18 protein-coding genes and 1 pseudogene are annotated in these 25,195 nt (G+C 45.5%); 11 read left to right on the plus strand and 8 right to left on the minus strand.

Annotation, left to right across the window (positions count from 1 at the left end; translation table 11 throughout):
- Positions 1-2: 2 nt before the first annotated feature.
- From gap to JBF11_RS06580, 3 genes are all read left to right on the plus strand, one after another.
- Complete coding sequence (gene gap, locus JBF11_RS06570; RefSeq protein WP_334314698.1) at positions 3-1,007, plus strand: type I glyceraldehyde-3-phosphate dehydrogenase; 1,005 nt, start codon at positions 3-5, stop codon at positions 1,005-1,007.
- A 261-nt stretch (positions 1,008-1,268) separates the two neighbouring features.
- Positions 1,269-2,282: a calcium/sodium antiporter gene (locus JBF11_RS06575; protein WP_334314699.1), complete on the plus strand. Its 1,014-nt coding sequence runs from the start codon at positions 1,269-1,271 to the stop codon at positions 2,280-2,282.
- Positions 2,282-3,238 (plus strand): RluA family pseudouridine synthase, encoded by a 957-nt coding sequence (locus JBF11_RS06580; RefSeq protein WP_334314700.1) that lies wholly within the window; start codon positions 2,282-2,284, stop codon positions 3,236-3,238. The genes JBF11_RS06575 and JBF11_RS06580 overlap by 1 nt, the downstream gene beginning before the upstream one ends.
- 335 nt (positions 3,239-3,573) lie before the next feature.
- Here JBF11_RS06580 and JBF11_RS06585 read toward each other — a convergent pair whose 3' ends face one another.
- Positions 3,574-6,498, minus strand: coding sequence for a sigma 54-interacting transcriptional regulator (locus JBF11_RS06585; RefSeq protein WP_334314701.1), 2,925 nt, complete (start codon positions 6,496-6,498; stop codon positions 3,574-3,576).
- A gap of 180 nt (positions 6,499-6,678) precedes the next feature.
- Between JBF11_RS06585 and JBF11_RS06590 the strand changes: the two genes are divergently transcribed.
- From JBF11_RS06590 to JBF11_RS06615, 6 genes are all read left to right on the plus strand, one after another.
- Positions 6,679-7,893 (plus strand): MFS transporter, encoded by a 1,215-nt coding sequence (locus tag JBF11_RS06590; RefSeq protein WP_334314702.1) that lies wholly within the window; start codon positions 6,679-6,681, stop codon positions 7,891-7,893.
- 20 nt (positions 7,894-7,913) lie between these two features.
- Positions 7,914-8,912 carry a Bug family tripartite tricarboxylate transporter substrate binding protein gene (locus JBF11_RS06595; protein WP_334314703.1) on the plus strand — a complete coding sequence of 333 codons (999 nt, stop codon included), beginning with the start codon at positions 7,914-7,916 and terminating at the stop codon, positions 8,910-8,912.
- A gap of 76 nt (positions 8,913-8,988) precedes the next feature.
- The gene (locus tag JBF11_RS06600; protein ID WP_334314704.1) at positions 8,989-9,465 is read left to right on the plus strand and encodes a tripartite tricarboxylate transporter TctB family protein; all 477 of its coding nucleotides are present in this window, start codon (positions 8,989-8,991) and stop codon (positions 9,463-9,465) included.
- Positions 9,466-9,479: 14 nt separating this feature from the next.
- Positions 9,480-10,985 carry a tripartite tricarboxylate transporter permease gene (locus JBF11_RS06605; protein ID WP_334314705.1) on the plus strand — a complete coding sequence of 502 codons (1,506 nt, stop codon included), beginning with the start codon at positions 9,480-9,482 and terminating at the stop codon, positions 10,983-10,985.
- Positions 10,982-12,628, plus strand: coding sequence for an amidohydrolase (locus JBF11_RS06610; protein ID WP_334314706.1), 1,647 nt, complete (start codon positions 10,982-10,984; stop codon positions 12,626-12,628). The genes JBF11_RS06605 and JBF11_RS06610 overlap by 4 nt, the downstream gene beginning before the upstream one ends.
- Before the next feature lie 24 nt (positions 12,629-12,652).
- A complete protein-coding gene (locus JBF11_RS06615; protein ID WP_334314707.1) occupies positions 12,653-13,732 on the plus strand; it encodes an ABC transporter substrate-binding protein in 1,080 nt (359 codons plus the stop codon).
- Positions 13,733-13,918: 186 nt separating this feature from the next.
- Here JBF11_RS06615 and JBF11_RS06620 read toward each other — a convergent pair whose 3' ends face one another.
- The 5 genes and pseudogenes from JBF11_RS06620 to JBF11_RS06640 form a co-directional block, all read right to left on the minus strand.
- Positions 13,919-15,337, minus strand: coding sequence for an L-serine ammonia-lyase (locus tag JBF11_RS06620; protein WP_334314708.1), 1,419 nt, complete (start codon positions 15,335-15,337; stop codon positions 13,919-13,921).
- Between the two features lie 119 nt (positions 15,338-15,456).
- Entirely contained in the window at positions 15,457-15,762 is a 306-nt protein-coding gene (locus tag JBF11_RS06625; protein WP_334314709.1) for a YbaB/EbfC family nucleoid-associated protein, read from the minus strand.
- Between the two features lie 11 nt (positions 15,763-15,773).
- The gene (locus JBF11_RS06630; RefSeq protein ID WP_334314710.1) at positions 15,774-16,292 is read right to left on the minus strand and encodes a hypothetical protein; all 519 of its coding nucleotides are present in this window, start codon (positions 16,290-16,292) and stop codon (positions 15,774-15,776) included.
- Between the two features lie 488 nt (positions 16,293-16,780).
- Positions 16,781-17,902, minus strand: a pseudogene (dnaX, locus tag JBF11_RS06635) (DNA polymerase III subunit gamma/tau); the annotation flags it as partial.
- 14 nt (positions 17,903-17,916) lie between these two features.
- Positions 17,917-18,846: a branched-chain amino acid transaminase gene (locus JBF11_RS06640; protein WP_334314711.1), complete on the minus strand. Its 930-nt coding sequence runs from the start codon at positions 18,844-18,846 to the stop codon at positions 17,917-17,919.
- A gap of 294 nt (positions 18,847-19,140) precedes the next feature.
- On the opposite strand from JBF11_RS06640, the gene JBF11_RS06645 reads away from it, so the two are divergent.
- Positions 19,141-20,445, plus strand: coding sequence for an NCS2 family permease (locus JBF11_RS06645; RefSeq protein ID WP_334314712.1), 1,305 nt, complete (start codon positions 19,141-19,143; stop codon positions 20,443-20,445).
- A 180-nt stretch (positions 20,446-20,625) separates the two neighbouring features.
- Here JBF11_RS06645 and JBF11_RS06650 read toward each other — a convergent pair whose 3' ends face one another.
- Together JBF11_RS06650 and JBF11_RS06655 are read right to left on the minus strand one after the other, a co-directional pair.
- Positions 20,626-22,050 carry an aryl-sulfate sulfotransferase gene (locus tag JBF11_RS06650; RefSeq protein ID WP_334314713.1) on the minus strand — a complete coding sequence of 475 codons (1,425 nt, stop codon included), beginning with the start codon at positions 22,048-22,050 and terminating at the stop codon, positions 20,626-20,628.
- A gap of 492 nt (positions 22,051-22,542) precedes the next feature.
- Entirely contained in the window at positions 22,543-23,574 is a 1,032-nt protein-coding gene (locus JBF11_RS06655; protein WP_334316323.1) for an alpha-hydroxy-acid oxidizing protein, read from the minus strand.
- A 199-nt stretch (positions 23,575-23,773) separates the two neighbouring features.
- On the opposite strand from JBF11_RS06655, the gene JBF11_RS06660 reads away from it, so the two are divergent.
- Positions 23,774-24,994, plus strand: coding sequence for an LL-diaminopimelate aminotransferase (locus tag JBF11_RS06660; RefSeq protein ID WP_334314714.1), 1,221 nt, complete (start codon positions 23,774-23,776; stop codon positions 24,992-24,994).
- Positions 24,995-25,195: the final 201 nt, after the last annotated feature.

Here is a 25,195-nt window from a genome sequence, read left to right on the forward strand (position 1 = left end):
TTATGGCTGTTAAAAAAATTGGTATCAACGGTTTTGGCCGTATCGGCCGTTATCTTGTCCGCCTCCTTGCGGACAGCAATGATCTTGAAGTCGCCGTTATCAACGCGCGTGCCGACAATGCCGGCTTGGCCCATCTTTTAAAATACGATTCCACCCACGGGCATTTTCCTTATCCCGTTGAAGCCTGCGAAGAAGGGATCATTGTAAACGGCAAAACAATCAAAGTGACCCGCGACCCTCTCGGCGAATGGAAATGGGGCGAACTCGGCATTGATTTGGTTATTGAAACCACCGGTAAGATGAAAGACAAAACCGCGGCGATGGACCACATCAAATGCGGCGCGAAAAAAGTCATTGTTTCCGCACCGACCAAGGAAGCCGACGCGACAATCGTTATGGGAGTGAACGACAGCGATTATGACGTTGCTGCGCACCAAGTCATTTCCGCCGCTTCCTGCACGACAAACTGCCTCGCTCCCGCAACAAAAGTTATCGACGAAAACTTCGGCATCGTGAAAGGTCTCATGACCACGATCCACTCATATACCATGAGCCAGCGCATTTTAGACGGTTCCCACAAAGATTTGCGCCGAGCAAGATCCTGCGCCGTTTCCATGATCCCGACTTCAACCGGAGCCGCCCGCGCCATAGGTCTTGTTTATCCGAAGCTCAAAGGCAAAATCGACGGTATGGCTATCCGTGTTCCGACACCTAACGTAAGCATTGTCGATTTCACTGTCACCCTTGAAAAACCGGCAACTGTCGAAGAAATCAATGCCGCGCTCAAAAAAGCTTCCCAAGGCGCGATGAAAGACAATCTCGGCTACACCGAAGAACCGCTCGTATCCATTGACTTCAACGGCGATACCCACGGCGGGGTCGTTGACGCCGAATTGACTTCCGTTATTGAAGGCAATATGGCGAAAGTCATTATTTGGTACGATAACGAAGCAAGCTTCACCAACCAATTGGTACGTCTTACAAAAATGGTTGCCAAAAGCATGTAATTGAAAAATTCATAAAAAGCCTCAAAGACCGCTGTACAGCGGTCTTTCTTATTTCAGGGGCGTTATCAAAAACCAGCGAAAAACAATCCGGCATACCGAAAAAAGAACGTTGGAACACCGAGGGAGATTTTTTTCTTAGCGAAACAAATAAATAAAAAACTTGCCTAATTTTTTTTGCAATGCTATTCTTCCCCTAAATGAAATGCGAGGGAACTGCCGCAGGCGGCGCTTCCTTTCATACCCGCTATTCCGGAGAACACCATGGATTTATTGTATTTTGGCATTGCGCTTCTTGTCGGCTTATATCTTCTTATGTGGAGCGCGGACAAATTCGTTGACGGCTCGTCCGCGGTGGCGACACGCTTGGGCATGCCTAAGCTTCTTGTCGGCATTATCATTGTGGGCTTCGGAACATCCGCCCCTGAAATGCTTGTTTCCGCCCTCGCCTCACTCGGAGGAAATCCCGGCATAGCCCTCGGAAACGCTTACGGCTCCAATATCGCCAATGTCGCTCTTATCTTAGGGCTTACTGTCATTATCCGCCCTATCGTCATTGAACGCAATGTCATGGTGCGCGAAATCCCGATTTTGCTTTTTGCGACGCTTATTTCTTATTATTTGCTTTGGGACGGCTTCATTTCCCGCCCTGAAGCCGTTTTCATGCTCGTTCTTTTTGTCTGTATCATGTATTTCAGCATTACCGCAAGCATGCGCGAAGAAAAGCGCAACAAGCCCTGTCAGGAGGTTTTGCACCAAAAACAAGATGAGCCGGAAATTATGCCGATGAAAAATGCCGTGTTTTGGCTTCTTGCCGGCTTGATTTTGCTTATCGCCAGTTCCCGCCTGCTTATTTGGGGAGCTGTGGGCATTGCGACATTCATCGATATCAGCGACATCATCATCGGGCTGACCATTGTCGCCGTCGGCACAAGCTTGCCGGAACTCGCCTCAGCCATAGCCGCCACGAGAAAAAACGAACACGCCCTTGTCATCGGCAATATTATTGGTTCAAACTTTTTCAACGCCTTGGCTGTTGTCGGCATTGCCGGCGTTATCTGCCCCCTGCCCGTGGAGCACGGCGTCATTGTCCGCGATATGCCCCTCAATATCATCCTCACCCTTTCCCTTTTTCTTTTCGGAATGCGTGTCGGAAAACAACATCAAGGCATTATTTCCCGCTTCGAAGGCATTGTCATGCTCGGCATATACGGTCTGTACACCGCCCAGCTTGTCAGCATAGTCCTTGGCAAACCGCTTATCGATTTTCTCGTGTAATGGCAAATTCCCTTCTTGTCACAGCACAAGCCGGCGGGCAAAAACTTTTTAATTTTTTAAAGCGCAGCCTGCATGCGGAAAATAATGAAATCCACCGCTGGATACGCACGGGGCAGGTGCGTATCAACAAAAAACGGGCGAAAGCTTTTGATATTGTCCATGAAAACGATGAAATCCGTATTCCGCCCTTTGCGCCGAACCGTGCAGACACACTTCCCAAAAAGACGGTAAAGGAATTTCCCTTTCCCGTTATCTATGAAAACGAGCATGTTCTCATTATCGACAAACCTCAGGGAATTGCCTGCCAAGGAGGCACAGGACAGAAAGAAAATATCGCGGACATATTGAAAGAATATTACAGCGCTGCAAACTTTGTTCCCGCCCCCGCCCACAGGCTCGACAAAGAAACACAAGGCATTCTTCTTATCGGTAAGACCTATCAAAGTTTGCGCTTTCTCACGGAATGCATGAAAAGTGATGAAAACAGCCTGCGGCAGGCAGTCCGACATGAAGCCAAAAAAATATACCGGGCATGGGTTTACGGGGATATTGCCGATTTCGCGCGAAACACCCCTTTTCTTTGCCACTATCTGTACCATAACGAGGAAAAACAAAAAGAAGAAGTGTTTTTCGTCCGCCATGCGGCAAATAGGAAGGAAACAGAGGATATCATCAGCAAATACGGTACAAAGCCAATGCAAAAAGCCCAAATAGCCCTTGCAAGCCTCAAATGCCTTGAGGTGAAAAATGGCAAAAGTCTTGTTGAAATAGGTATATACACGGGACGCAAACATCAAATACGCGTTCAGCTCGCCTCTTCCGGCTTTCCCCTTGTCGGCGATACGAAATACGCCCCGAAAAAACTCCTGCGAAAGAAGGACGAGTTCTTCTTGCAGGCCTGCAAAATCACTTTGCCCCCTAACGATTTCACCGAACAATGCGTTTTCGGGATTTGATTTTTCATTTCATAACGGCAAAGGCTTTTATTGTTTGCTTTGCTCTAAAAAGAATAAGCGGATCTACCGCATAAGCAAATTTTCTTTCCATGGAGAAAATAATTTTTCCATACCCACATTGCTTGCATTATTAATAGGTAAATGTAAGAAAAATCCCCGGTGCTTTCAGCAACACCGCTTTAGTTACAAAACCGGCAGGTTGTCTATTTTCCATATAAAAGCCCATGCATAAAAACATACAAAAAAAATTTTGCCAAGCCCCTTTGCAGCAATAATCTTGCCAGCGGCAAACGCAAGCCCCAGCGCCTTTCAGTGAAGAAAAACAAAATCGCTTTTCATTGCACTGCCGTATTTTTCAACCTTATTCCATATTGTTCCAAGCGGTTATAAAAAGTCGATTTTTTCATTTTCAATATTTCCAGCGCACCGCCGTTTCCGTAAATTTTTCCGTTTGTTTTTTCAAGCACATGGGCGATATACTGTTTTTCCAACTCTTCCAGCGATACCAATTTATCCCCGGCAAAAGGACTTACGCTTTTTTTCGGCAAACCAGGCGCAGCATCACAATCAATGTCCCTTTCCGTCCCTTCCTTATGAAATTCAATCTCTCCAAGCACAACATACTTTTCAAGCACGCTGCACAATTCCCTAATATTTCCTTTCCAGTCGTATTCATAGAGTTTTTGATAATCGGTTTTGTTTATCCGCCCGATTTCCTTATTGTATTTCGTGCAATACCATGAATGGATATGCTGTACGAGCAACGGAAAATCTTTTTTCCGTTCGCGCAGAGGCGGAATCAATATGGTCACCATGGAAATGCGGTAATATAAATCTTCCCTGAAATTACCCCGCGTGACTTCTTTCCATAAATCTTTATTGGTCGCCACAATTAAGCGGAAGTCAGAAAAAATAGGCTCATTGCCCCCGACACGGTTAAACTTCTTATTCTGCAGGACCCGCAATAGCTTTATCTGCATTTGCATCGGAACATCGGCAATTTCGTCCAAAAACAAGGTTCCGTTGTGCGCCAGCTCAAAAACGCCTTTTTTTTGCTGCAAGGCACCGGTAAAAGAGCCTTTTTCATGCCCGAAAAGTTCGCTTTCAAACAATTCCAAAGGAATTGACGCCAAATGCACGCAAATGAAAGGCATGTCCGCACGGCTGTTCTTATGAATGTATACAGCCAGCTGTTCCTTGCCGACGCCCGTTTCTCCGGTTATGAGAATGGAAATATCAGTATATGCGATATTGCGCACTCTTTCCAAAACCAAAACCATGTCATCGCCCCAAAAGGGTTCCAATTCCGTTTTGTATTTGAACACCGAATGATAGGAGCTGGCAATGGAATTTTGCTGAAATCTGCTGACATTGCTCCGTATGTAACAATATAAAAACCATGAGAACGCTTTTTTCTCAATATCATTAAAACTCAAAAAAATGCCGTCTTTCAAATCATTTTCCAAATAAAGCACATAGGTTGAGCATTTGTTTTTTGAAAAACAAAAAATTCCGATACAATCGGAAACCAAATAATATTCCGGACTTGACGTTTTGCTCGTCAAATATTCCATCACCTTGTTTTTGATAACGCTCAGCGAGAATTTCTCAATCTCAATGCTGCTGATATTTATTGTTCCCAAACAAAGTTCCTTTTGTTCATCCACCTCAAAAAAGGCTACGCGCTGCGCCCCCAATTCCTTTTGCAAAATAAGCAAAAAATGCTGGATATTAAAATAATTCTGCGCATTGTTCTTGCTTGCCAGCAACATATTGAGGCAATTGTACGTCGAATAAAAAGGGGCGTTGTCGGCTGAAGACGCGTAACTGTTTTTTTTCAATTGCCAATATTCAATTTTTTCCCGCACAGGAATTTTTTCATTATCGGAAAGGCAGGATAACAATGCAAAGCCGATTTGTTCAATCAACCGAATGCAGCCGGTTTGGCAAATCTGTTCAAACGCCTTTTCCAAATTATTTTTTTTCTCTTTTTCCTCCTTTGCCAAAAGAGCGAGCCAATAATACGCAATTCCGCGGGTAACGCACGAAATATCCGCAAGGTAATAGTCTATTAAATTTTTAACATTGTAATTGCCCAAATCAAAACCTTTGGCTATCTGCAAATCATACATCATTTCCATCACTCTCGGGTCCGTCATGGGAGCGATGAATTTTCCGTCGACAAAGGAACGCTCGGAATCTTCATTCAAAATCTGCACGGCTTTCTTGTAATCTTCCTGCAAATACCAGTAATAGGCTTTTGCACGGCGGATAAAACTCGCAGGAACATTCGCAAAAACATTTTTTACCAGTTTTTCGGTTTCCTGGATACATTGCCTTGCAATAACGAAATTACGCTTATGCAAAACCAAAAAAGCCAAATGGCTCAGCCAGCGGATGGCGACATGATTTCTTTCCTTATACTTGGCTGCAATCCTAAACGACTGGATAATGCCATAGGAAAAACTGAAATCAGACAGCGTCATGGCGCCAAGGCTGACTTTCAGGCAAAAATATTCATTCAAATAAACATACGAATGGGGCGAAAGCAAAACGTATTGCTCGTAAATATCTATCAGAATATTCATTTTTCCCCGATAATAATTCAATAATCCTTTGAGCAAGAGCAGAAACGACAATTCTTCCTGAGTTTCGGCCTCAATGCCGTTTAATTTCAATAAATAGGAATCGACGGCGGCAATATTTCTGAAATCAAAATTTTCAATCAAATGCAATAAAATTTCCAGAAACAATATATATGATTTTCTGATTTGCCCGCAGTGGCTCAATAAGATTTTCGCAAACCTTATTAAACAGGCATGCTGCGTTATCCTGAAATATAAAATTATTCCGAAAATCCTATAAAGCATGTCCAAAATTTTTAATTTTTCACCGATATTGCAAACGGATAAGACTATTCCAAACGCGTACAGCCTTTCCATGATTTCCTGCAAAAGCGAGTAACCGATATCCTGAAACGAACTGACGGCATTTTCAACCCGCACCAATAACTTTTCTATTTCCTCCAGTTCTTTCGCCATTATTTCATGAATCGACAAAATCAATACGTCAAATTCCGAATACTCCCTTTGCACAGGGCTGTTGAATTGCTTTAAAAACAATTCCGGAGTGCGGGCGTTGATCAATTCCATGTATTTTTCAATCAATACTTCCGCGTCCCTTGTTTCGTTCCGCGAAAATTCCGAGCAATTTTTAAAAAGCTCCACAATGCTCTCATTTATTTTTTTCAATTCCGCCATACGCACTCCATATCCAAATATTGGACATATATATCCATTTTTTGGATATATCCATATTCCGGACATATGTCAACAGCCGCATAAAAATATATTATCAAACAATTTCAATGTATTATATAACAAATAAAATGGCACGCAAATTGCTTTTATAAGAAATATCCCACACACGCAGGTGACAACATGTTCTACGGTTGGAAAATAACCCTCCTGGGCTCGGCAGGAAATTTCCTGTTGCAGGGCTCCACCATTTACATCATGAACGCTTTTATTGAACCTTTGAACGCGCTCTACGGCTGGACAAGGGCGGACATCAGCACAATCATGTTTTTTGCGGCATTGTTCGGGGCGTTCAGCATGCCTGTATTTTCTTCGTTAGCCTTGCGTATTCCTTTACGGCTGATTATGTCCGCCGGCGCGCTGCTCGGCGGGCTCTGCGCAATAGGCATGGGAATAACGGATAACTTGTATGTCTTCGGACTGCTGTTTATCTTGACATGGATATCCGGCCAAGCTTTCGGCGGTGTCAGCGCCAATATCTTAATAAACAAATGGTTCAGCCGGTTCCAGGGCAGGGCTTTCGGCATCTGCAATATCGGCAATTCGCTGGCGGGCGCGGTCCTTCCTTTTCTCTTAATGATTTCGATACAATACACGAATGTTAAACTGACATGGATACTATACGGAATAATCATTTTATGTTTCGTGCCCGTTTGCCTTTTCCTCATCGTTGAAAAGCCGTCCGACATGGGACTGCATGCGGACAACCTCGCAAACGGAAAAAAAGAAATCAGGAGTGAAGTTTTCATTCCCCTGAAAACGGTTTTGCAATATCCCGAAATATATTACATAGGGTTCACGTTCGGTTTCATGCTCATGTCATCCAGCAGTGTTCTCAGTCAGCTGAAACTGCGCTTTACCGATGTCGGCATAGAATCGTTCACCGCCATGGCTTTGATGTGTCTTACAGCCTTTTTTTGCGCCATTGCCAAATACCTTTGGGGCTGGCTTTGCGACAAAATCTGCCCTGTCCTCGTGACAAGGATTTTGGTTTTGTTCCATATCGGCGCGCTGTTTTTATTATTTATCCCCGCAAACCTTGCCGTCATCCTTATTTTTACGGTTTGCTTCGGACTTGCCGCCGGCGGTTCCTGGGCTGTCATGCCTTCAATAACGGCATATCTGTTCGGCAAAGAACGCTTCATCTGCACATACAGGGCTGTTTCCCCCTTTGTCATTCTGAAAGCGTTGGGATTTCTCATTGTCGGCTTCAGTTATTCATTTTTCGGGTCATACGATGCCGCCTATCTGATTTTTATCGTCATCCTTTCCTGCTGCTTCCTCTTGACCCTGCTTTTAAAACCTTTAACAACCCAAAATACGCTTACTGTCGCGTAAAAAACAACATCGGAGGATTTATGAAAAAACTTCTGGCAAGCGCCCTTTGCGGCTTGGCGATCCTGTGTTCCGTTTCAGCAAACGAAGCAAAAGCCGCCTATCCCTATGACAGACCGATCAATATCGTCGTTCCTTTCGGTCCCGGCGGAAGCATGGACATTGCGGCAAGAATCTTAGGCGATTACTTTTTGCAAAAACACAAAATAAATGTGAATGTCATCAACAAACCCGGAGGCTCCCAAGCTATCGGCATGAACGACGTCCTGCGCGCAAGGCCTGACGGATACACCATCGCATTCCCGACATTCAGCGTCATTTCAACCACCCCTAAGATTTCCAACGTCGGTTATGACATCAACAGCATAAAACCTATCTGCCAAGTGACCACACTGCCGGCTACCATGGCTGTGCATAAGGATTCCGGCATCAAAACCTTAGCGGATTTCATGGAAAAGGCGAAAACAGATCCGCAAAATACGGTATTCGCCACAACTGCGGCTATTTCATATCAACGTTTGCTTTTTACAAAAATATTAAACCGTTTTCATAAAGATTTAAAAATACGGCACATAGCATACAACAGCAACCATGAAGTAAGCACCGCCCTGCTTGGAAAACACATCACAGCGGGCATTGGCATTCCCGCCAATATCGCCCCTTACGCGGAATCAGGAGATTTTACCGTAATCGCCATTGCCGGAACGGAACGCAATCCTGAATTTCCCGATACACCGACTTTTGAAGAAATTTATCGGGACCAAATGACTCCTGAAGACAAAAATTGGATCAGCGTTTCATCTTGGGGCGGATTTTTGGCTTCAAACAAAGTTTCCGATGACAAGATCGCAATCTTGGCGGATTTAGTGAAAGAAGCCTTGGAAGACCCCGAAGTTATCGAAAAATTCAAAAAAGTTAAAATCGATATTGTCTACCTCGACCAAAAACAATTCAAAGAAGAAATCATCAATGGCGTCAATTTGGTCGACAGCATTTTACAAGGTAAAAAAAGCTTAGACTAGCAGTGTGCGGATAAGGAAAGAAAACGCCCTTTCCTTATCCTTTTTCCTCAATTTCATTATTCATATTGGAAAGACTATGAACAACAAAACCGATTTTTCAATAGGCATGGGAATCCTTTTGCTATGCGCCGTCATGTTTCAGCAAATCATGCTGTTGCCTCCCCCGGAGGGTTCGGAACCATTTTCCGCACGCTCGTTCCCTTTAGGAATAACCATTTTTCTTTCCATTCTTTCAATATTATTGATATGCTCCTCCTTTAAAAAACAAGCCGCCGCTTCCGCATGGCCGGAATCCGCCATTTTGGCAAAAATCGGATTAATGGCCCTTGCCATTTTCCTCTACGTTATGGCTTTCATGTTCATAGGCGAGTTTTCCATTCAGCATGCATGGCCCGTAGGTGTTGTTTTTATTGCGTCGACAATAGTATTCCTCTTTGCCGCGCAGCTTGTCACAGGATATAGGAACATTGCCAAAATATCTTTGATTTCGGTAACCGCGAGCGTATTATTTTACTTCATCTTCGTTCACTTTTTCAAAGTGCCGCTACCATAAGGGAGGATACCGCCATGTTTGACATGTTTATCAATGCCTTCAATTCCGCAACGACACTTGAAGCTCTTATCGCAAACTTCATCGGTGTTGCGTTGGGTATCGTTTTCGGCGCATTGCCGGGGCTGACAGCCGTCATGGGTGTTGCGCTCTTGATTCCGCTGACGTTCGGCTTTCCGCCTGTCACTGCATTTTCAGCCCTTTTGGGAATGTACTGCGGAGCTATTTATGCAGGAAGCATCACGGCGATTTTGGTCAGCACGCCGGGAACCGCCGCCGCTGCCGCAACCATGCTCGAAGGTCCGAAGCTCACGGAAAAAGGAGAATCCCTAAAAGCGCTTGAAATGACGACATGGGCTTCTTTCATCGGAGGTATCTTCTCTTGCTTCGTCCTTACGACCATTGCTCCGCAGTTGGCTGTTTTCGCGCTGGATTTCAGCGCTCCAGAATATTTCGCACTGGGACTTTTCGGATTGACCATTGTCGCTTCCCTTTCAGAGGGGGCTTTGCTGAAAGGCTGCATATCCGCTGCTCTCGGTCTTCTTATCGCAATGATAGGCATGGACCCTCTTTCCGGGGATATGCGGATGACTTTCGGCAGTATCAATTTAATGAGCGGAGTCGCCTTGGTTCCCGCCCTTGTGGGGCTTTACGCCCTTTCCCAAGTTCTTGTGACCCTTGAATCGATTCTAAAAGGAACAACGCTCAATGCCGCAACAATTTCCCGCAAAGGTGTCACATTTTCCGAATTTTGGCTCTGCAAAAAAGCATTGCTGCTGGGTTCGGTCATCGGAACGTTCGTAGGTATCATTCCCGCCACCGGTTCGGGCACAGCGTCCTTTGCCGCATACAGTGAAACCAAAAGACATTCCAAACACCCTGAAAAATTCGGAAACGGCTCCATAGAAGGTCTTGCCGCAACAGAATCCGCCAATAACGCCGTAACCGGCGGAGCGTTGATTCCCCTTCTCACCTTGGGGGTTCCCGGTGATGTCGTAACGGCTATCATATTAGGGGCATTGATGATTCAGGGCTTGACCCCCGGACCGCTTCTTTTCCACGAACAGGGAACCCTTGTTTACAGCATTTTCACCGCACTGTTTCTTTCCAACCTTTTCATGCTCGTATGCGGTTTGTTTTCCGTAAGGATTTTTGCAAAAATCGTGCGGATTCCCGGCGGAATTTTAATGCCGATAGTGAGCACTCTTTGCGTTGTCGGGGCGTATGCTCTCAATAACAACAATTTTGATTTGATTTCCCTCATCTTTTTCGGCGGGCTCGGATACGTCCTTACAAAAGCGTCCATACCGTTGGCCCCGCTTCTTTTGGCAATGATCCTCTCAGGAATCATCGAAATAAATTTTAGAAGGACGATAGGCTTGTTCAATAATGATTATACGGTGTTTTTCACCCGCCCGATCAGCGCTTTCTTCGTTATTGTCAGCATATTGATTGTAGCGAGGATTCTTTTCAAGGAATTGAAGAAATACCGTAACACCGTGCATGGGCAGGAGTCCTTATGATTAAAGCAACAGAAATTTATTACAATGGAAATATCATCACCATGGACGGTAAAAAATCAACCGCCACCCATTTGGCGGTGAAAGGCGATACCATTCTTGCTGTCGGCCATGCTGAAGTGCTGCAATACAAAAATGAGGAAACCGCCTGTATCGACCTGCGCGGGAAAACCATGCTTCCCGGATTTTATGACGGGCACAGCCATCTCATGCGCGCAGGACAGCAATACCTATATTTTTTGGACCTTTCCCCTTATCCTTTGGGAACATTGCGTTCGCTCCAAGATACTGCCCAAAAAATCAAGGAACACAGCAAAACCAAACAAAAAGGGGAATGGATCATCTGCGGAGGCTTTGACGAAACATCCATTCGGGAAGCAAGGCACTATACCTTACGGGAACTTGACGAAATCGCCCCCGAACATCCGCTCGTCATCCGCCATATTTCCGGACATATCCTTTTGGCGAACAGCCTCGCTTACCGGCTTGCGAACATAACCGAAAACACGCCCGACCCCGCAGGCGGCCGCTATCAGCGCGACGAACAGGGAAATTTCACCGGTATTGTCGAAGAACCTGTCGCCATGGAGCCTTTTTTCCAAAAAGGACTGCCCATGACGGAAGAAAAATGGCAAAAAGCCGTCGAACACGCCTCTTCAATCTATGTTTCAAAAGGCGTGACAACGGCACAGGACGGAAATGTCACCCAAAGCATGTGGGACAGTTTTTTCAAAGCCCATGAAAAAAACATGCTCAAATGCCGCGTACAGCTGCTACCCCGCTTTCCTTTGGGATACATGGACTTGGATAACTTCGGGAACACGAAGCCGGGGACGCAGCTGACCAAAGACAAGTATATTTCCCTGGGCGCTGTCAAACTCATTCAAGACGGAAGTCTGCAAGCCTATACGGGCTATTTGTCAAAACCGTATCATAAGATGATTTATCACGGTCTTCCGCACGATTCATGGACTGGCTATCCCACCCGCTCCCGTGAAAGCCTCATGGAACTGGTGCTGAAATTTCATAAGCAAGGCTGGCAGATCGCCATACACGGAAACGGCGACAACGCCATAGAAGATATCATCGCAGCCTTTGAACACGCACAACAGAAATATCCCCGCCACGACGTCCGGCACATCATCATTCACTGCCAGACAGTCAGGGAAGATCAGCTCGACCGTATGCAAAAAGCGAAACTCATTCCTTCATTCTTTGTCACGCATACGTATTTTTGGGGCGACAGGCATAAGAACATCTTTTTGGGAAAGGAGCGCGCCGAACGAATCAATCCCCTGCAAAGCGCGCTGCGCCGCAATATTCCCTTTACCTTGCACAACGATACCTATGTTACCCCGATAGACCCTCTTTTTTCCGTTTGGTCTGCCGTCAACAGAAAAACCGCTTCCGGCGAGATTCTGGGAGAAGAACAGCAAATCGATGTTTACAACGCCTTGAAAGCCGTCACGATTTGGGGGGCGTATCAATTCCATGAAGAAAAAATAAAAGGCAGCCTTGAAAAAGGCAAACTTGCGGATTTTGTCATACTTGATAAAAATCCGCTCGAAACACCGAAAGAAACCATTAAAGACATTGCCGTCCTTGCAGCCGTTATCGGCGGAAAATGCGTTTTCGGCATGCTTTAACCCTATCACCCCCATGGAGAACATATGAAATTTATTGACAAAATCAGCACTGCAATATTGGGTATCATGTTTTTTTCCGCTCCGGCGGCAGGTTATGCCGCAGTTTATGCCGATGAAGCCGAAATAACGACGGCATGGCAAAGCGAACATGAAGCCTTCATTCCTTGGTACGCGAAAAAAATGCAATGGGATAAGGAACTCGGAATCAATTTGAAACTGCTGCATTTCCAATCCGGCGATGAAATAGCGAAGTCCCTGCAATCCACCGATTGGGCGGTGGCGGGAATCGGCATGAAACCGGCATTGACCTCGGTCCATGCCCATAAAATGCTGCTTATCGGCATTGCGAATAACGAATCGGAAGCAAACGCCGTTTATGTTCATAAAGACAGCCCGATTGTATCCGTAAAGGGACAACTTGCTGAATATCCCGGACTTTGCGGTTCCAAAGAATTGATTGCAAACAAAACCGTTTTGTACACGAAAAATACTTCCGCGGAGTTATTGCTTGATGTTTGGCTCGACCGTTTCGATTTGACAAAAAGCGATTTAAAATTGAAAAGCTTTGACCCGAGAGCCGCCTCAGGAGCATTCAAAGCCGGCATGGGCGATATTTTCGCCACATGGTCGCCTTATACGCTTGTTTCGGAAAAAAACGGATTTGTACAAATCGCCAACGGAAAAACGTGCGGCATTGAACAATATGTTTTTCTTGTCGCAAATTCGGACTACGCTTCCAGACATCCCGAACAAATTGAAAAAGTGATGCAGCTTTACTTCAGGGGCATTGAACGGATACTGCATGCGGATAAACAGGAAATCGCCAAGGAATATATACAGTTCTACAAAGAATGGATAGGGCAGGAGCTTGATATGGAAACGGCATTGCGTGATTTGGAACTTCACCGCATATATCCTTTGGCGGAACAAATCGGCATGTTCAGGCAAAATGACGCCAATCAAAGCACCGTGAAAAACTTCCTGCTGGAAATGATTGATTTTTATAACAGGCAAGGCGCAGTCAAAAGCGACGATCTGCCCCGCCTGCAACGTTTGGACAATGTTTCCGATACGTTTTTAAAAGCGGTGCGGCAGCTTCAATAACAAAAAACTTTCGCTCCATGGGGGAAACATTTTCCCCCATGCCCGCTATTTTTTTGTTCCGCAGCCGCAGAAGTAATTCAATTATCACCAATATATTAAAAAACATTGCAGGAAAGTGCGGAAAAAACGTTTCTGAAAATTTCCTCCGCAAAAAAACGAAAATTTAAAAATCAGATACAACAAAATCTAACAATTGACCATGGAAACAGCCAAACCGCCGAGGGACGTTTCTTTGAATTTCGCATTCATTTCCCGTCCTGTTTCGCCCATAGCTTCGATAGCGGAATCAAGGCTCACCCTATGGCTTTTCGGGTCTTCGGAAATAGCGAGCAAAAAGGCGTTATACGCTTTCACAGCCCCGACGGCATTACGTTCAATGCAGGGAATTTGCACGTATCCGCCCACGGGGTCGCATGTCAGCCCCAAATGATGTTCAAGGGCGACTTCAGCGGCGTTTGCCGTATATTCGGCACTAAAACCGCGGGCATGGGTCAGCATGGCGGCGGACATGGCGGAAGCCACCCCTATTTCCCCTTGGCACCCCACTTCCGCTCCGGCGATAGCGGCATTGTGTTTCGCCAAAAAACCAATGGCGACGGCGGCTAAAAATCCCTCGCGCACAGCCCTGTCCCCGATATGCATATCATAACGCATAGCATACAGCAAAGCCGGCAAAACACCGGACGCACCACAAGTCGGCGTTGTGACAATAACTCCGCCGTCCGCATTTTCTTCAGCTGTCGCCATGGCGTAAGCGTTTAAATTCGTTAAAAAACGTTCATGAAAAATATTCAGCGTCTTCGCCCTTTCATACAAAACGCCCGCTTTTCTGTGCACGTTGAGCGTTCCAGGCAAAACGCCCTCTTTCGACAACCCCCTTTTCACCCCCATAATCATCGTTTCAATAAGCTCATCAAGATACTGCAAAATTTCAACACGGGATTTCCCGGTTATGGCGGTTTCATTGTCAAGCAAAAGCTCATGCAAAGTAAGCCCTGTTTCCTCAAGACGGTTTTGCAAATCTTTCATGGACTGATAGGGATGTACGGGCTTTCCGAATTCCGGAGCTTTCCAACCTTTCCATTGGATGAAGCCGCCGCCCACGGAATAATATTCCCTTTCGAAAAGCGCTTCGCCTTTCATGTCCATAAGCGAAATCACCAGCGTATTGTTATAAGGAAAATCATGCACGACGGTATCGTAAATAATATTGCGCAGTGACAAGGTAATAGGAATATCCCCGAGCAGTTGCGTATAATGCTCGTCCGGATTATTGCCCAAATTCTTAAGCAAGCCTGCCGGACATTTTTCCGGGCTATGCCCCAAAAGACCCGCAAGCACAGCCGAACACGTGCCGTGTCCCTTGCCCGTGGCGCTCAGGGAGCCGTATAAACGCACAAGGAAATGATCGGGCTTTTGGGTAAATTCAGGAAGTTTTTCACGGCATAAGCATAAAAAATCATAGCCCGCTTTCATCGGGCCTATGGTATGGGAACTGGAAGGTCCCGGACCGCATTTGAGCAAATCGAAAATACTTGTTTCAACCGGGGAAACAATGAGGCTTCTCTTCTTATGTTCATGAAAAAGCGTGTTCAGGGTTGCCATAAGAACCTCCCAAAAGGCGTAGCGATACAAATTCGGCGTACTATGAGTATATAAAAAAAAAGGTTATCCGTAAACAACCTTTTTTCTTTTTTCAAGTTTTCTTTTTCAAAAACAAAATATCAGAACATTCCGGGAATTTTAATACCGCCGGTGATTCTTGAAACTTCCCTTTCCATGTCGGCTTTCGCAATACGGTTCGCTTCGTTGACGGCGCTGACGATGAGGTCTTGCAACATTTCCACATCGTTTGTCACTTCGGGAGAAATAGTGATGGATTTCAATTCGTTCTTGCCATTGACACTCACTTTCACCATGCCGCCGCCGGCACTTGCGTCAACAACGCGTTCCGCCATTTCAGCCTGCAATTTCGCCATCTTATTTTGCATAACTTGTGCCTGACGCACTAAATCATTCATGTTTTTCAAAACCATACTCCTTAGTTTTTTCTCTCATGCTTGAGGTCGTAACACCTATATATCTCCGCCCCAAACTCTTTCATAAGCAATTGAATTTGCGCGTTATTTTCAGCCTTTTCACGCAATTCGTCATCACTTACCAGTTCATACGCAACAATGGTCGACTGTATTTTAACGGTTCTTTGCAAAAAAGTACAGAGCAAATTTTCAAGCTGGTTTTTCACTTTGCCAAAAATTGTCGCTTGAGGTCCGGAAGAAACTTTAATAAAACACCGTTCTTTAGTCAACACAACGTTCAGCCCCTGCAAAAGAGGAATATACTCCATAGGAAAGCCGTGTTCCTCGCAATAGGATAAGAACGCCGTCCAATCGAGCGCTTCTTTTTCTTCCCCGGCAAGCGCGTTTTCCGAAAACAAATCCAGAAAAACATCTCCGCCGTGGGCAGACACGGCAAGGCGGGCTTCCTCATCGGAATAATCGCCCGGTTCTTCCGCTTCCTGAAAACCTGACTCGGAAAAAGCGTTTGAAAACGCCGTCAAAGGTGTATTGATGATATTTTCAGCGTCAATGGGAATATTTTTTTCCGGGCTTGAACTTTTAAACGCCCGATTTTGGTTTTCAGCCTGCGCCTTTCGGGCTTCTTGGATTTTCTGCTTATAATCCGGAACAATTTCCTTTTTCGGCTGTGCCGCTAAAGGGTTTCCGACTGAAACATTTTCCGTATTTTCTCTTGTTTCAGCAGAAAAACTTTCTTTTGCAAGCGCGTTTTCTTTTGCAAAAACAGGGACGGCGAAACGTTTTTTTCCTTCTTCGCCAAGCCTGCCGGCATTATCCGCATCGCAAGGTTCTTTGGCTTTTTTAGCCTGCTCTATGATATTCTGAAATTCCCGCTTTTTGGCTTCGACAATCTCTGTTTCATCGGAATACGATTTGTGAGAAACTGTTTCCGCCCCCTTTTCCGCAAGAATGTTCTCGCAAGGGGCAGCTACTCCCCCGGCATACCGCCTTTCCGCGTATCCGGTACAAGAACTTTTTCAAGAGGAAGCAAACGGGGCAGCAGCGTTAAATTCAGGAGCAAAAGCTCAAGCGCGGCAGCAGGTTCGTAGCTCTGCAAAATACGGCGTTGGTTTTCCAAAACCATCTGCCATGCCGCATGCAGAAAAGCCGTGGAAAAATAGCTTGCGTTTTCTTCAAGACGCACCACCTCACGCAAAGGCAAATCGGATAGAATTTCTTTTCCAGCTTCCTTAAGCATGAACAAATTACGCAGCAAACGCACAAGTTCCCCCAAAAAGAAACCGATATCAACACCTTCAGCCAGCACATCACGCACAAGCACAGTCGTTTTTGCGACATCTTGCTTCTGCATGGCCTGCAAGAGCCTGTCCATGACTTCAATGCCCGCAAGTCCCAAGGTCTGGCGCACAATGCGGCTCTCCAGCCTGTACCCCTCGACATCGTCGGGAGAAAGCGCCAAACACTGCCCGAGCAAAGACATGGAATCACGCACGCTGCCCATGGCGCGGCGAGCGATAAGGGACAGGGCTTCCTCTTCAAAGGCGATATGTTCTTTTTGCAGAACAGAAGCCAAATGTTTTTCAATGCTCTGTTCGGGCACTTGTTTAAAAACATAGAGCTGGCAGCGGCTCAAAATGGTAATGGGAAATTTATGCTGTTCCGTCGTGGCAAGAATGAAAACAACGCCGCGGGGAGGTTCTTCCAACGTTTTCAATAACGCATTGAACGCTTCCTTTGTCAGCATGTGGGCTTCATCGATGATGATAACCTTATACCGCCCTTCCAAAGGCGAATAACCGATAGATTCCCTGAGCCTGCGCACATCGTCAATGCCCCGGTTCGACGCTCCGTCAATTTCAACGACATCGACAAACGCCCCCTGCGTGATACGTCTGCACGCTTCACACTCGTTGCAGGGTTCGGCTGTCGGGGCGTTTGCGCAATTCAATGCTTTGGCAAAAATTCTTGCAAGCGTGGTTTTTCCCACCCCTCTTGTTCCGCTCAGCAGATACGCGGGCGCGACCTTATCCTGCAAAGAAGCGAGGGAAAGCACCTTTTTTACGGTATCCTGCCCCACAACTTCGGCAAACGTTTGAGGACGGTATTTTGCTGCAAGGGAAATATTCGCCATGACAAAAACTCAAATCAATAAGAATAAGGGGTAAGCCATTCTTTGTATTTAGGATTATTGCCCTGAACAATTTCAAAGAACGCTTTTTGCAAAACTTTCGTCACTTCGCCGGCTCTGCCCTGCCCGATAATGCGGTTGTCGATTTCGCGTACGGGGGTGACTTCGGCGGCGGTACCGCTGAAGAAGACTTCATCGGCGCAGTAAACCTCGTCACGGGTGAACTGCGTTTCAACGACTTCATAGCCCAAGTCTTTGGCAAGAGTGATTACGCTCGCCCTGTTGATACCTTCCAAAATGGAAGTGAGAGGCGTTGTTTTAATGGTTTTGCCGCGCACGATGAAAACATTTTCGCCTGTGGCTTCGGAAACGAAACCATTCGTATCAAGCATGAGAGCTTCATCATAACCGTCGCGCACAGCTTCGATTTTCGCAAGCACGGAGTTCACATAGTTTCCGCTTGCTTTCGCTTTTCCCATATGGGTATTCGGATGCATACGGTTAAAAGAACTGGTTCTCACGCGCACGCCCATTTCGAGAGCTTCCGCTCCGAGATACGCTCCCCAGTTCCAAACGGCGATAATGGTATTGATGGGGTTTTCTCCGGGATATACGCCAAGGCTTCCGAAGCCCACGAAACTGAGCGGACGGATATACGCGGAGCTCATCTTGTTGGCGACAAGGGTATCGATGGTCGCCTTGCAAAGCTCATCAACATTATAAGGGCAGGGCAAAGCCAAAATTTTGGAAGAATTCACCATGCGCTGCATATGCTCGCGAAGCCGGAATACGGCTGACTGCCCGTTGGCGCACTTATACGCGCGGATCCCCTCGAAATATCCTGTTCCGTAGTGCAACGCATGTGTCAAAACGTGAATCTTGGCGTCGCTCCAAGGAACAAGTTCACCGTCAAACCAAATAAATGGGGTAGGTTCCAAACCCGGCATAGTATTCTCCTTTCACGGCATGATGCCTGTATGTTGATATCTTGTAACATAAAAGTATACGTATCTAAGCTCCAATGGTCAAGCATTATTAGGCATGCTTGGAAAAATATTTATACGCATTTTTAATCTTTTCACAATTTTGTAAATTTTTGCCTGTCTCCGGCGAATGGCGGATTTCCGGCATAATGTTCCCCGCACCTTCCCGATGTCTTTTTTTTCTTGCAACTTACTAAAACCTTTGCTAAAAATTTTCTTTCAACAATATCAACCTTAAACAATACGGAAGGGAAAAACATGGATATCAATGCCTATTTCAAAATCAAAGAAAAAGGTTCGACAATCAGAACGGAAGTTTTGGCAGGTATCACGACCTTTATGACTATGGCGTATATTTTGGCGGTCAACCCAAGTATTTTAAGCGCGGCGGGCATGGACGCAAGTTCTGTTTTTGCGGCAACAGCCCTGAGTTCCGCCATAGCAACCGCAATCATGGCGCTGTATGCCAACCTGCCCGTAGGTCTTGCGCCGGGCATGGGGCTTAATGCTTTTTTCGCGTTCAGCGTTTGCCTCGGCATGGGATATTCCTGGCAATTCGCCCTAACCGCCGTTTTTCTGGAAGGTCTTATTTTCATTCTTCTGACAATCACCAATCTGCGCGAAGCTATTCTAAACTGCATACCTTTTGATTTAAAAAAAGCCATTTCAGCGGGTATCGGACTTTTTATCGCCTTTATCGGCCTGCAGGGGTCGGGCATTGTCATCGACAATCCGGCGACGCTTGTTTCCATGGGAAACATCACGAGCCCTAACGCCATTGTCACCATTATCGGACTTTTCGCCGTTTCCGTCATGTTGATATATAAAATCTGCGGCGCCTTGTTATACGGAATTTTATTCGCAACCGTTATCGGAGCGTTCTTAGGCGTTACCAAATTGGACACATTGTCCGCTTCAAGTTTTTTAACCCTGCCGAGTTTTGCGCCGACATTCTGGCAATTTGATTTCTCACAGGTTTTCACCACCGATATGCTCTTTGTTTTGACAACATTCCTTTTTGTCGACCTTTTCGATACGGTGGGAACGCTTGTCGGCGTCGCGACCAAAGGCAATCTCTTGGACAAGGACGGACGGCTTCCGGAAGCGAAGCAAGCTTTTCTGGCGGACGCGATGGGTACTTGCATAGGCGCGGTGCTCGGCACTTCCGCCGTCACTTCCTATGTTGAAAGCGCAAGCGGGGTTGCCGCAGGCGGCAGAACAGGTCTGACAGCTCTCGTCATCGCCGTTTTCTTCTTTATTTCTTTGCTCCTGGCGCCAATTTTTCTGCTTATCCCCTCAGCGGCGACGGCTCCTGCGCTTATCGTTGTCGGCTTGTTCATGATCAGCCCGATCAAAGAAATCGATTTTGACAATTTTTCCGTTTCAATCCCTGTCTTTATCACCATTATCGGCATGCCCCTCACGTACAGCATAGCCCACGGCATTGCCTGGGGCGTGATCAGCTATGTGATTATCAACATTTCCATGGGAAAATTCAAGGAAATCCACCCGCTGACTTACATCCTCGCCCTTCTCTTCATCGCAAAGTTCATTATTGAATAAATGAAAAGAAAAAGCCCGGCAATACAAAATTGCCGGGCTTTTTCTTTTTTATTAGGGGGTGTTCACATTAGTTAATATACGTTGCCATGATAACTATGAAACACACTTTAAAAAATAATGACAAACAGTTTTGACCGGAAGTTAACTAAATATTTTGGAAAACCTCCAGCACGTTATATATTACTTATGAACCGGGGTCGGGTTGGTTACATTTGTCGGAGCCGCGTTTCCATTTGGTGAAGGTTTAAAATCAAGCAACGCTTTCCAATCAGGACAATTTGGAGCAAGCTTGCGGATTGGCGTGAGAGCACGTCCTTTGAGCTGCGGGGAATCTGCAGCATAGCGGAAAGAGCGGTGGATTTGTGTCCAAGGGTTTTCATCTTTCTTTACACAATAAGGAACATCTCCGGACATTGGGTTGACAAATTCCCATACCACTTCACCTGCCGGGGTTACTTCGAACAAATGTCCATTGTTTGTTGAAGTGATTTGCCAGTTGCCATTTGGGAGTTTTTGCGCAGCACTTTGGTAGTCGGAATAAAAGCTGTTGGAATCATCGGTTTTGAAAGTCCAAACAATTTTACCGCCATTAAATGTTCCGTCACGTTCAATTTCATAAACAGCACTGTGGTTGCCGTCTGGACGCATAGTGCCATTATCGAAAATACTTACATTCCCGTTAGGCAGCCAGTTGCAGTCGTGGGAACCGAATAAAATTTGGTCGCCGCTGCGGGCATAACCTTGTACTTTTGTTCCTGCTCCATAGGCATAGGGATTGCCCCAACGCCAAACCATTTTTTTGGTTTTGCGGTCAACAATATACATTTCCCCCCAGTCCCGCGAATTGACAAGATATTGATCCGTTTCCGGATTATAACGGACAGAATTCCAATGTGTCCAGTCTGGACCTGCAAAATAAGCCGGTTTATAGCCATATGGAAGATGATAATTTGGATTCCATTGGTCCTTTGCTGTACCAATATTGTCTTTTACATGAAATTCCCAAACAACATTGCCTTTTTGGTCAACTTCAAGAATAGAATCTGGCCATACGCCTTCCAAAACTCTTCCGTCAGGATATTTAAAGCCATTTTTGTAAATAGTCGGATCGTTAGGGTCGCGTCCTTTGGCAATCATGTCGTCCCATGACATTTTTTCCCATACAAGTATGGCTGTATTGCCATTAGGCAAACGGTCAAAACCATGGTGAGCAACCCTGTTTTTATCACGTACAGTATATTCCCATACAACATTGCCGTCCCAGTCATATTCACGCAAAGAACCATGCCAGCCGCCAAAGGTTACCGGAGTATCAGCCCCTTGTTCAGCACGGAGCAAATTACCATTGGGAAGAAGCTCTGCCATGAATGCCTGACGACCGTTATGATTCCATTCATGGACAACATTACCTTCAAGATCAATGAGATAGGTTTTTGTTCCTCCTAAATGATTCGTATAAAGAACATATCCGCCATACGATTTGTCCTTTTCATACTGGAGAACCCCTAAAGGTCCGCAAATGGCTTCATATGCCAAAGATACAGATGGAACAAGATATAAAGCAGCCAACGCCGCACCGGCTAAAAATGAAACAAGTTTACGCATTTTCTCTCCTTAATTTTATAAATTAAAGCTCAACAGCTCACCAAATATTACACGTTATCCGTCCAATGTATCAAACAAGAACTTCATTCAAGTACCCATTTTATGAGCCGCACTTCATTGAAAAAAACATACAGCGAAGTTTTTCAGCTAAACTTTTTCTGAAAGAATGCTGTTTCATACTCCAGTTGCTGCCTGAATTTCTGCTGTGTTACGTATGCGCCAACATACGTATTGTTACCATACCGTTAATATAAAAGAAAAAATGTAATATACGCTACAAAAAATAAAACATCCTGCCTAAAATAACGGGAGGATATTTCCAGAATGTTTCCGAAAATAACAGCAAATAAATTCATACCGCAAAAGCCCGTATGATACATTCTTTGCCCAAAATTGTGGAAAGAATACTTATAGATACTGCAAGAAAATATTTATGCAAAAAGCCTGTCAAAAACGACAGGCTTTCTATATAACTATATGTAATAATATGATTTAATAAATTTTTGGAATGCTGAGCAGGCGCATGCTGGTTTCCTGAACAGAAGGACAGCCCACCAAAACCATTGTGGATTTGAGCTGACCTTTAAGCATTTCAATATACGCTTTCACGCCTTCCTTTTCCCCGCCGACAGCGGCTATGCTGAAAGGTCTGCCAATCATGACGGCGTCAGCGCCAAGCGCCAGCATTTTCAAAATATCCACGCCGTCACGAATGCCGCCGTCAGCCAAAACCGTCAACTGCCCTTTGACGCGCTGGGCAATTTCGGGAAGCACGTCCGCAACTCCCATCGCATGGTCGAGAACACGTCCGCCATGGTTGGAAACAACAATGGCGTCACATCCGACATCGGCGGCAGCCCGCGCATCGGCGGCGGTCATGATACCTTTCAAAATAAATTTTTTGCCTTTGGCATGAACTTTATCGACAATTGTTTTCAACTCTTCCGGACTTTTCGGAGAAACAGGGCGTCCCATTTTCGCAAGAGTGATAAGCCCTGCCGCGTCAATATCCATACCGATAATGGAACAGTTCGCTTCAATGGCTTTTTCCAATTTTTCATCAAATTCCTTGGAATCCCACGGCTTGATAAAAGGAATGCCGAAACCGCCCGCCTCGCTTATCGCCTTATATCCGCTTTCATGAATAAAAGCAGGCACGCCGTCCCCGGTACAGCCGATGGTTCCGCTTTCTTTACAGCCGTCAATCACGGCTTTCACATATTGCTCCTCGGTAATTTTTCCGCCCATATTGAAAGAAACACCGCCGATAGGCGCGGCAAGCACCGGAATTTCCAAATCCATGCCTAAAACGGAACAGCTGATTTCAGGGTTGCGCACTTCATGGATAAGGCGCATGTTGACATGAATATTTTTCAATGATTTCATATTATTATGAAAAGAAGAACCCGTTCCGCAGCCCCCCATTCCGGGAGTTTCCCCCGCGCAGGCCCTTCCGTCACAAACAGGACAAACCCTGCAAAAACCCTGCATACGCTCTTTTGCAATTTTCCGTACTTCTTGCATATCCATAAAAAAATTCCTCTCTTAATAAGTTGACTAACAAGTAAGTTTTTAATAGCACAAGCATTTTCTCTTGTCACTTATTCTTTTTTCAAAACGAGAATTTTCTTTTCGATTTTTAAATTCCTCATATTAATCCGTTGCATTAATAAAAATAATTACTTATAAAACAAGAGAAATATTTTATTTATAGTGAGGCATTATGGCATTAGCAAATCATTTTTATCAAAACCTTGCAGGCAGTTATCTTTTTTCAGAAATAGCAAAAAGAGTGAATAAATATTCCGCTGAAAATCCGGACAAAAAAATTATCCGTCTCGGTATCGGCGATGTGACAAAACCCCTTCCTCCCTCTGTTATCGCGGCACTGCATAAAGCCGTTGACGAACAGGCGACAGCCGAAGGCTTCCGCGGTTACGGTCCGGAACAAGGCTATGATTTTTTGCGTGAAACCATTGTCAATGATTGTTTCGCGCAGTTCGGCTTTGAAAAGGATGAAATTTTCGTCAGTGACGGCGCGAAAAGCGATATCGGCAATTTTCAGGAGCTTTTCGACATTTCCTGCAAAGTTGCCATTACCGACCCCGTATATCCCGTTTATGCGGATTCCAACGTCATGGCGGGACGGGCGGAAGCTCAAAAAGACGGGCGTTTTCAAGGAATCATCTACCTTTCCTGCACGTCTGAAAACAATTTTGTGCCTGAACTTCCAAAGGAACGTCCCGATATCATTTATTTATGCTATCCCAACAACCCGACGGGAACTGTCCTGACCAAAGAACAATTGAAAATATGGGTCGATTACGCAAGGGCGAACGAAAGCATTATTTTGTTCGACTCCGCCTATGAAGCCTTTATCCGCACCCCCGGCATCCCCCACAGCATTTATGAAATCGAGGGAGCCAAAGAATGCGCCGTTGAATTTAGAAGCTATTCCAAAATCGCAGGGTTTACCGGACTTCGCTGCGGTTATGTGGTTATTCCGAGAAACCTGTCTTTGAAAACCAAAAACGGCGGCAGCGCGGCTCTTCGTGATTTATGGCTCCGCCGCCAAACGACAAAATACAACGGCACGCCGTATGTGGTACAGCGCGCAGCCCAAGCCGTGCACGGCGAACAAGGCAAAAAAGAAGTCAAAGAACTGATTGACGCTTACCTGCTCAATGCAAAACATATCCGCGAGGGCTTCGCCAATATGGGGCTCACGGTTTATGGCGGAGTTGACGCTCCTTATGTGTGGCTCAAACTTCCGATCAACGATTCTTGGAAATTCTTTGACGAACTGCTTAATCAGGTCAATATCGTGGGCACTCCGGGTCAGGGCTTCGGACTGTGCGGTGAAGGCTATTTCCGGCTGACGGCTTTCGGCAGTTATGAAAATACCCTTGAAGCAGTGGAACGCCTTAAGAAATTCAAATTTTAATCCGTATGAATGACACTACAAAACGGTAAAAAAATATCCTGCAAATTCGGATAAGAGAAAACGCCCGGAACGCGCTTTTTTGATAATGCCCGCTAAAAACACAGCAGCATAAAAAACGGAGAATTTTTTCTCCGTTTTTTTTTCGATTAATCGCGCCGTTATCAATATAACAATGCAAATTTCAAACAAAAGCCATGAATT

The organism is Taurinivorans muris (assembly GCF_025232395.1).
GTDB classification, from domain to species: domain Bacteria; phylum Desulfobacterota; class Desulfovibrionia; order Desulfovibrionales; family Desulfovibrionaceae; genus Taurinivorans; species Taurinivorans muris.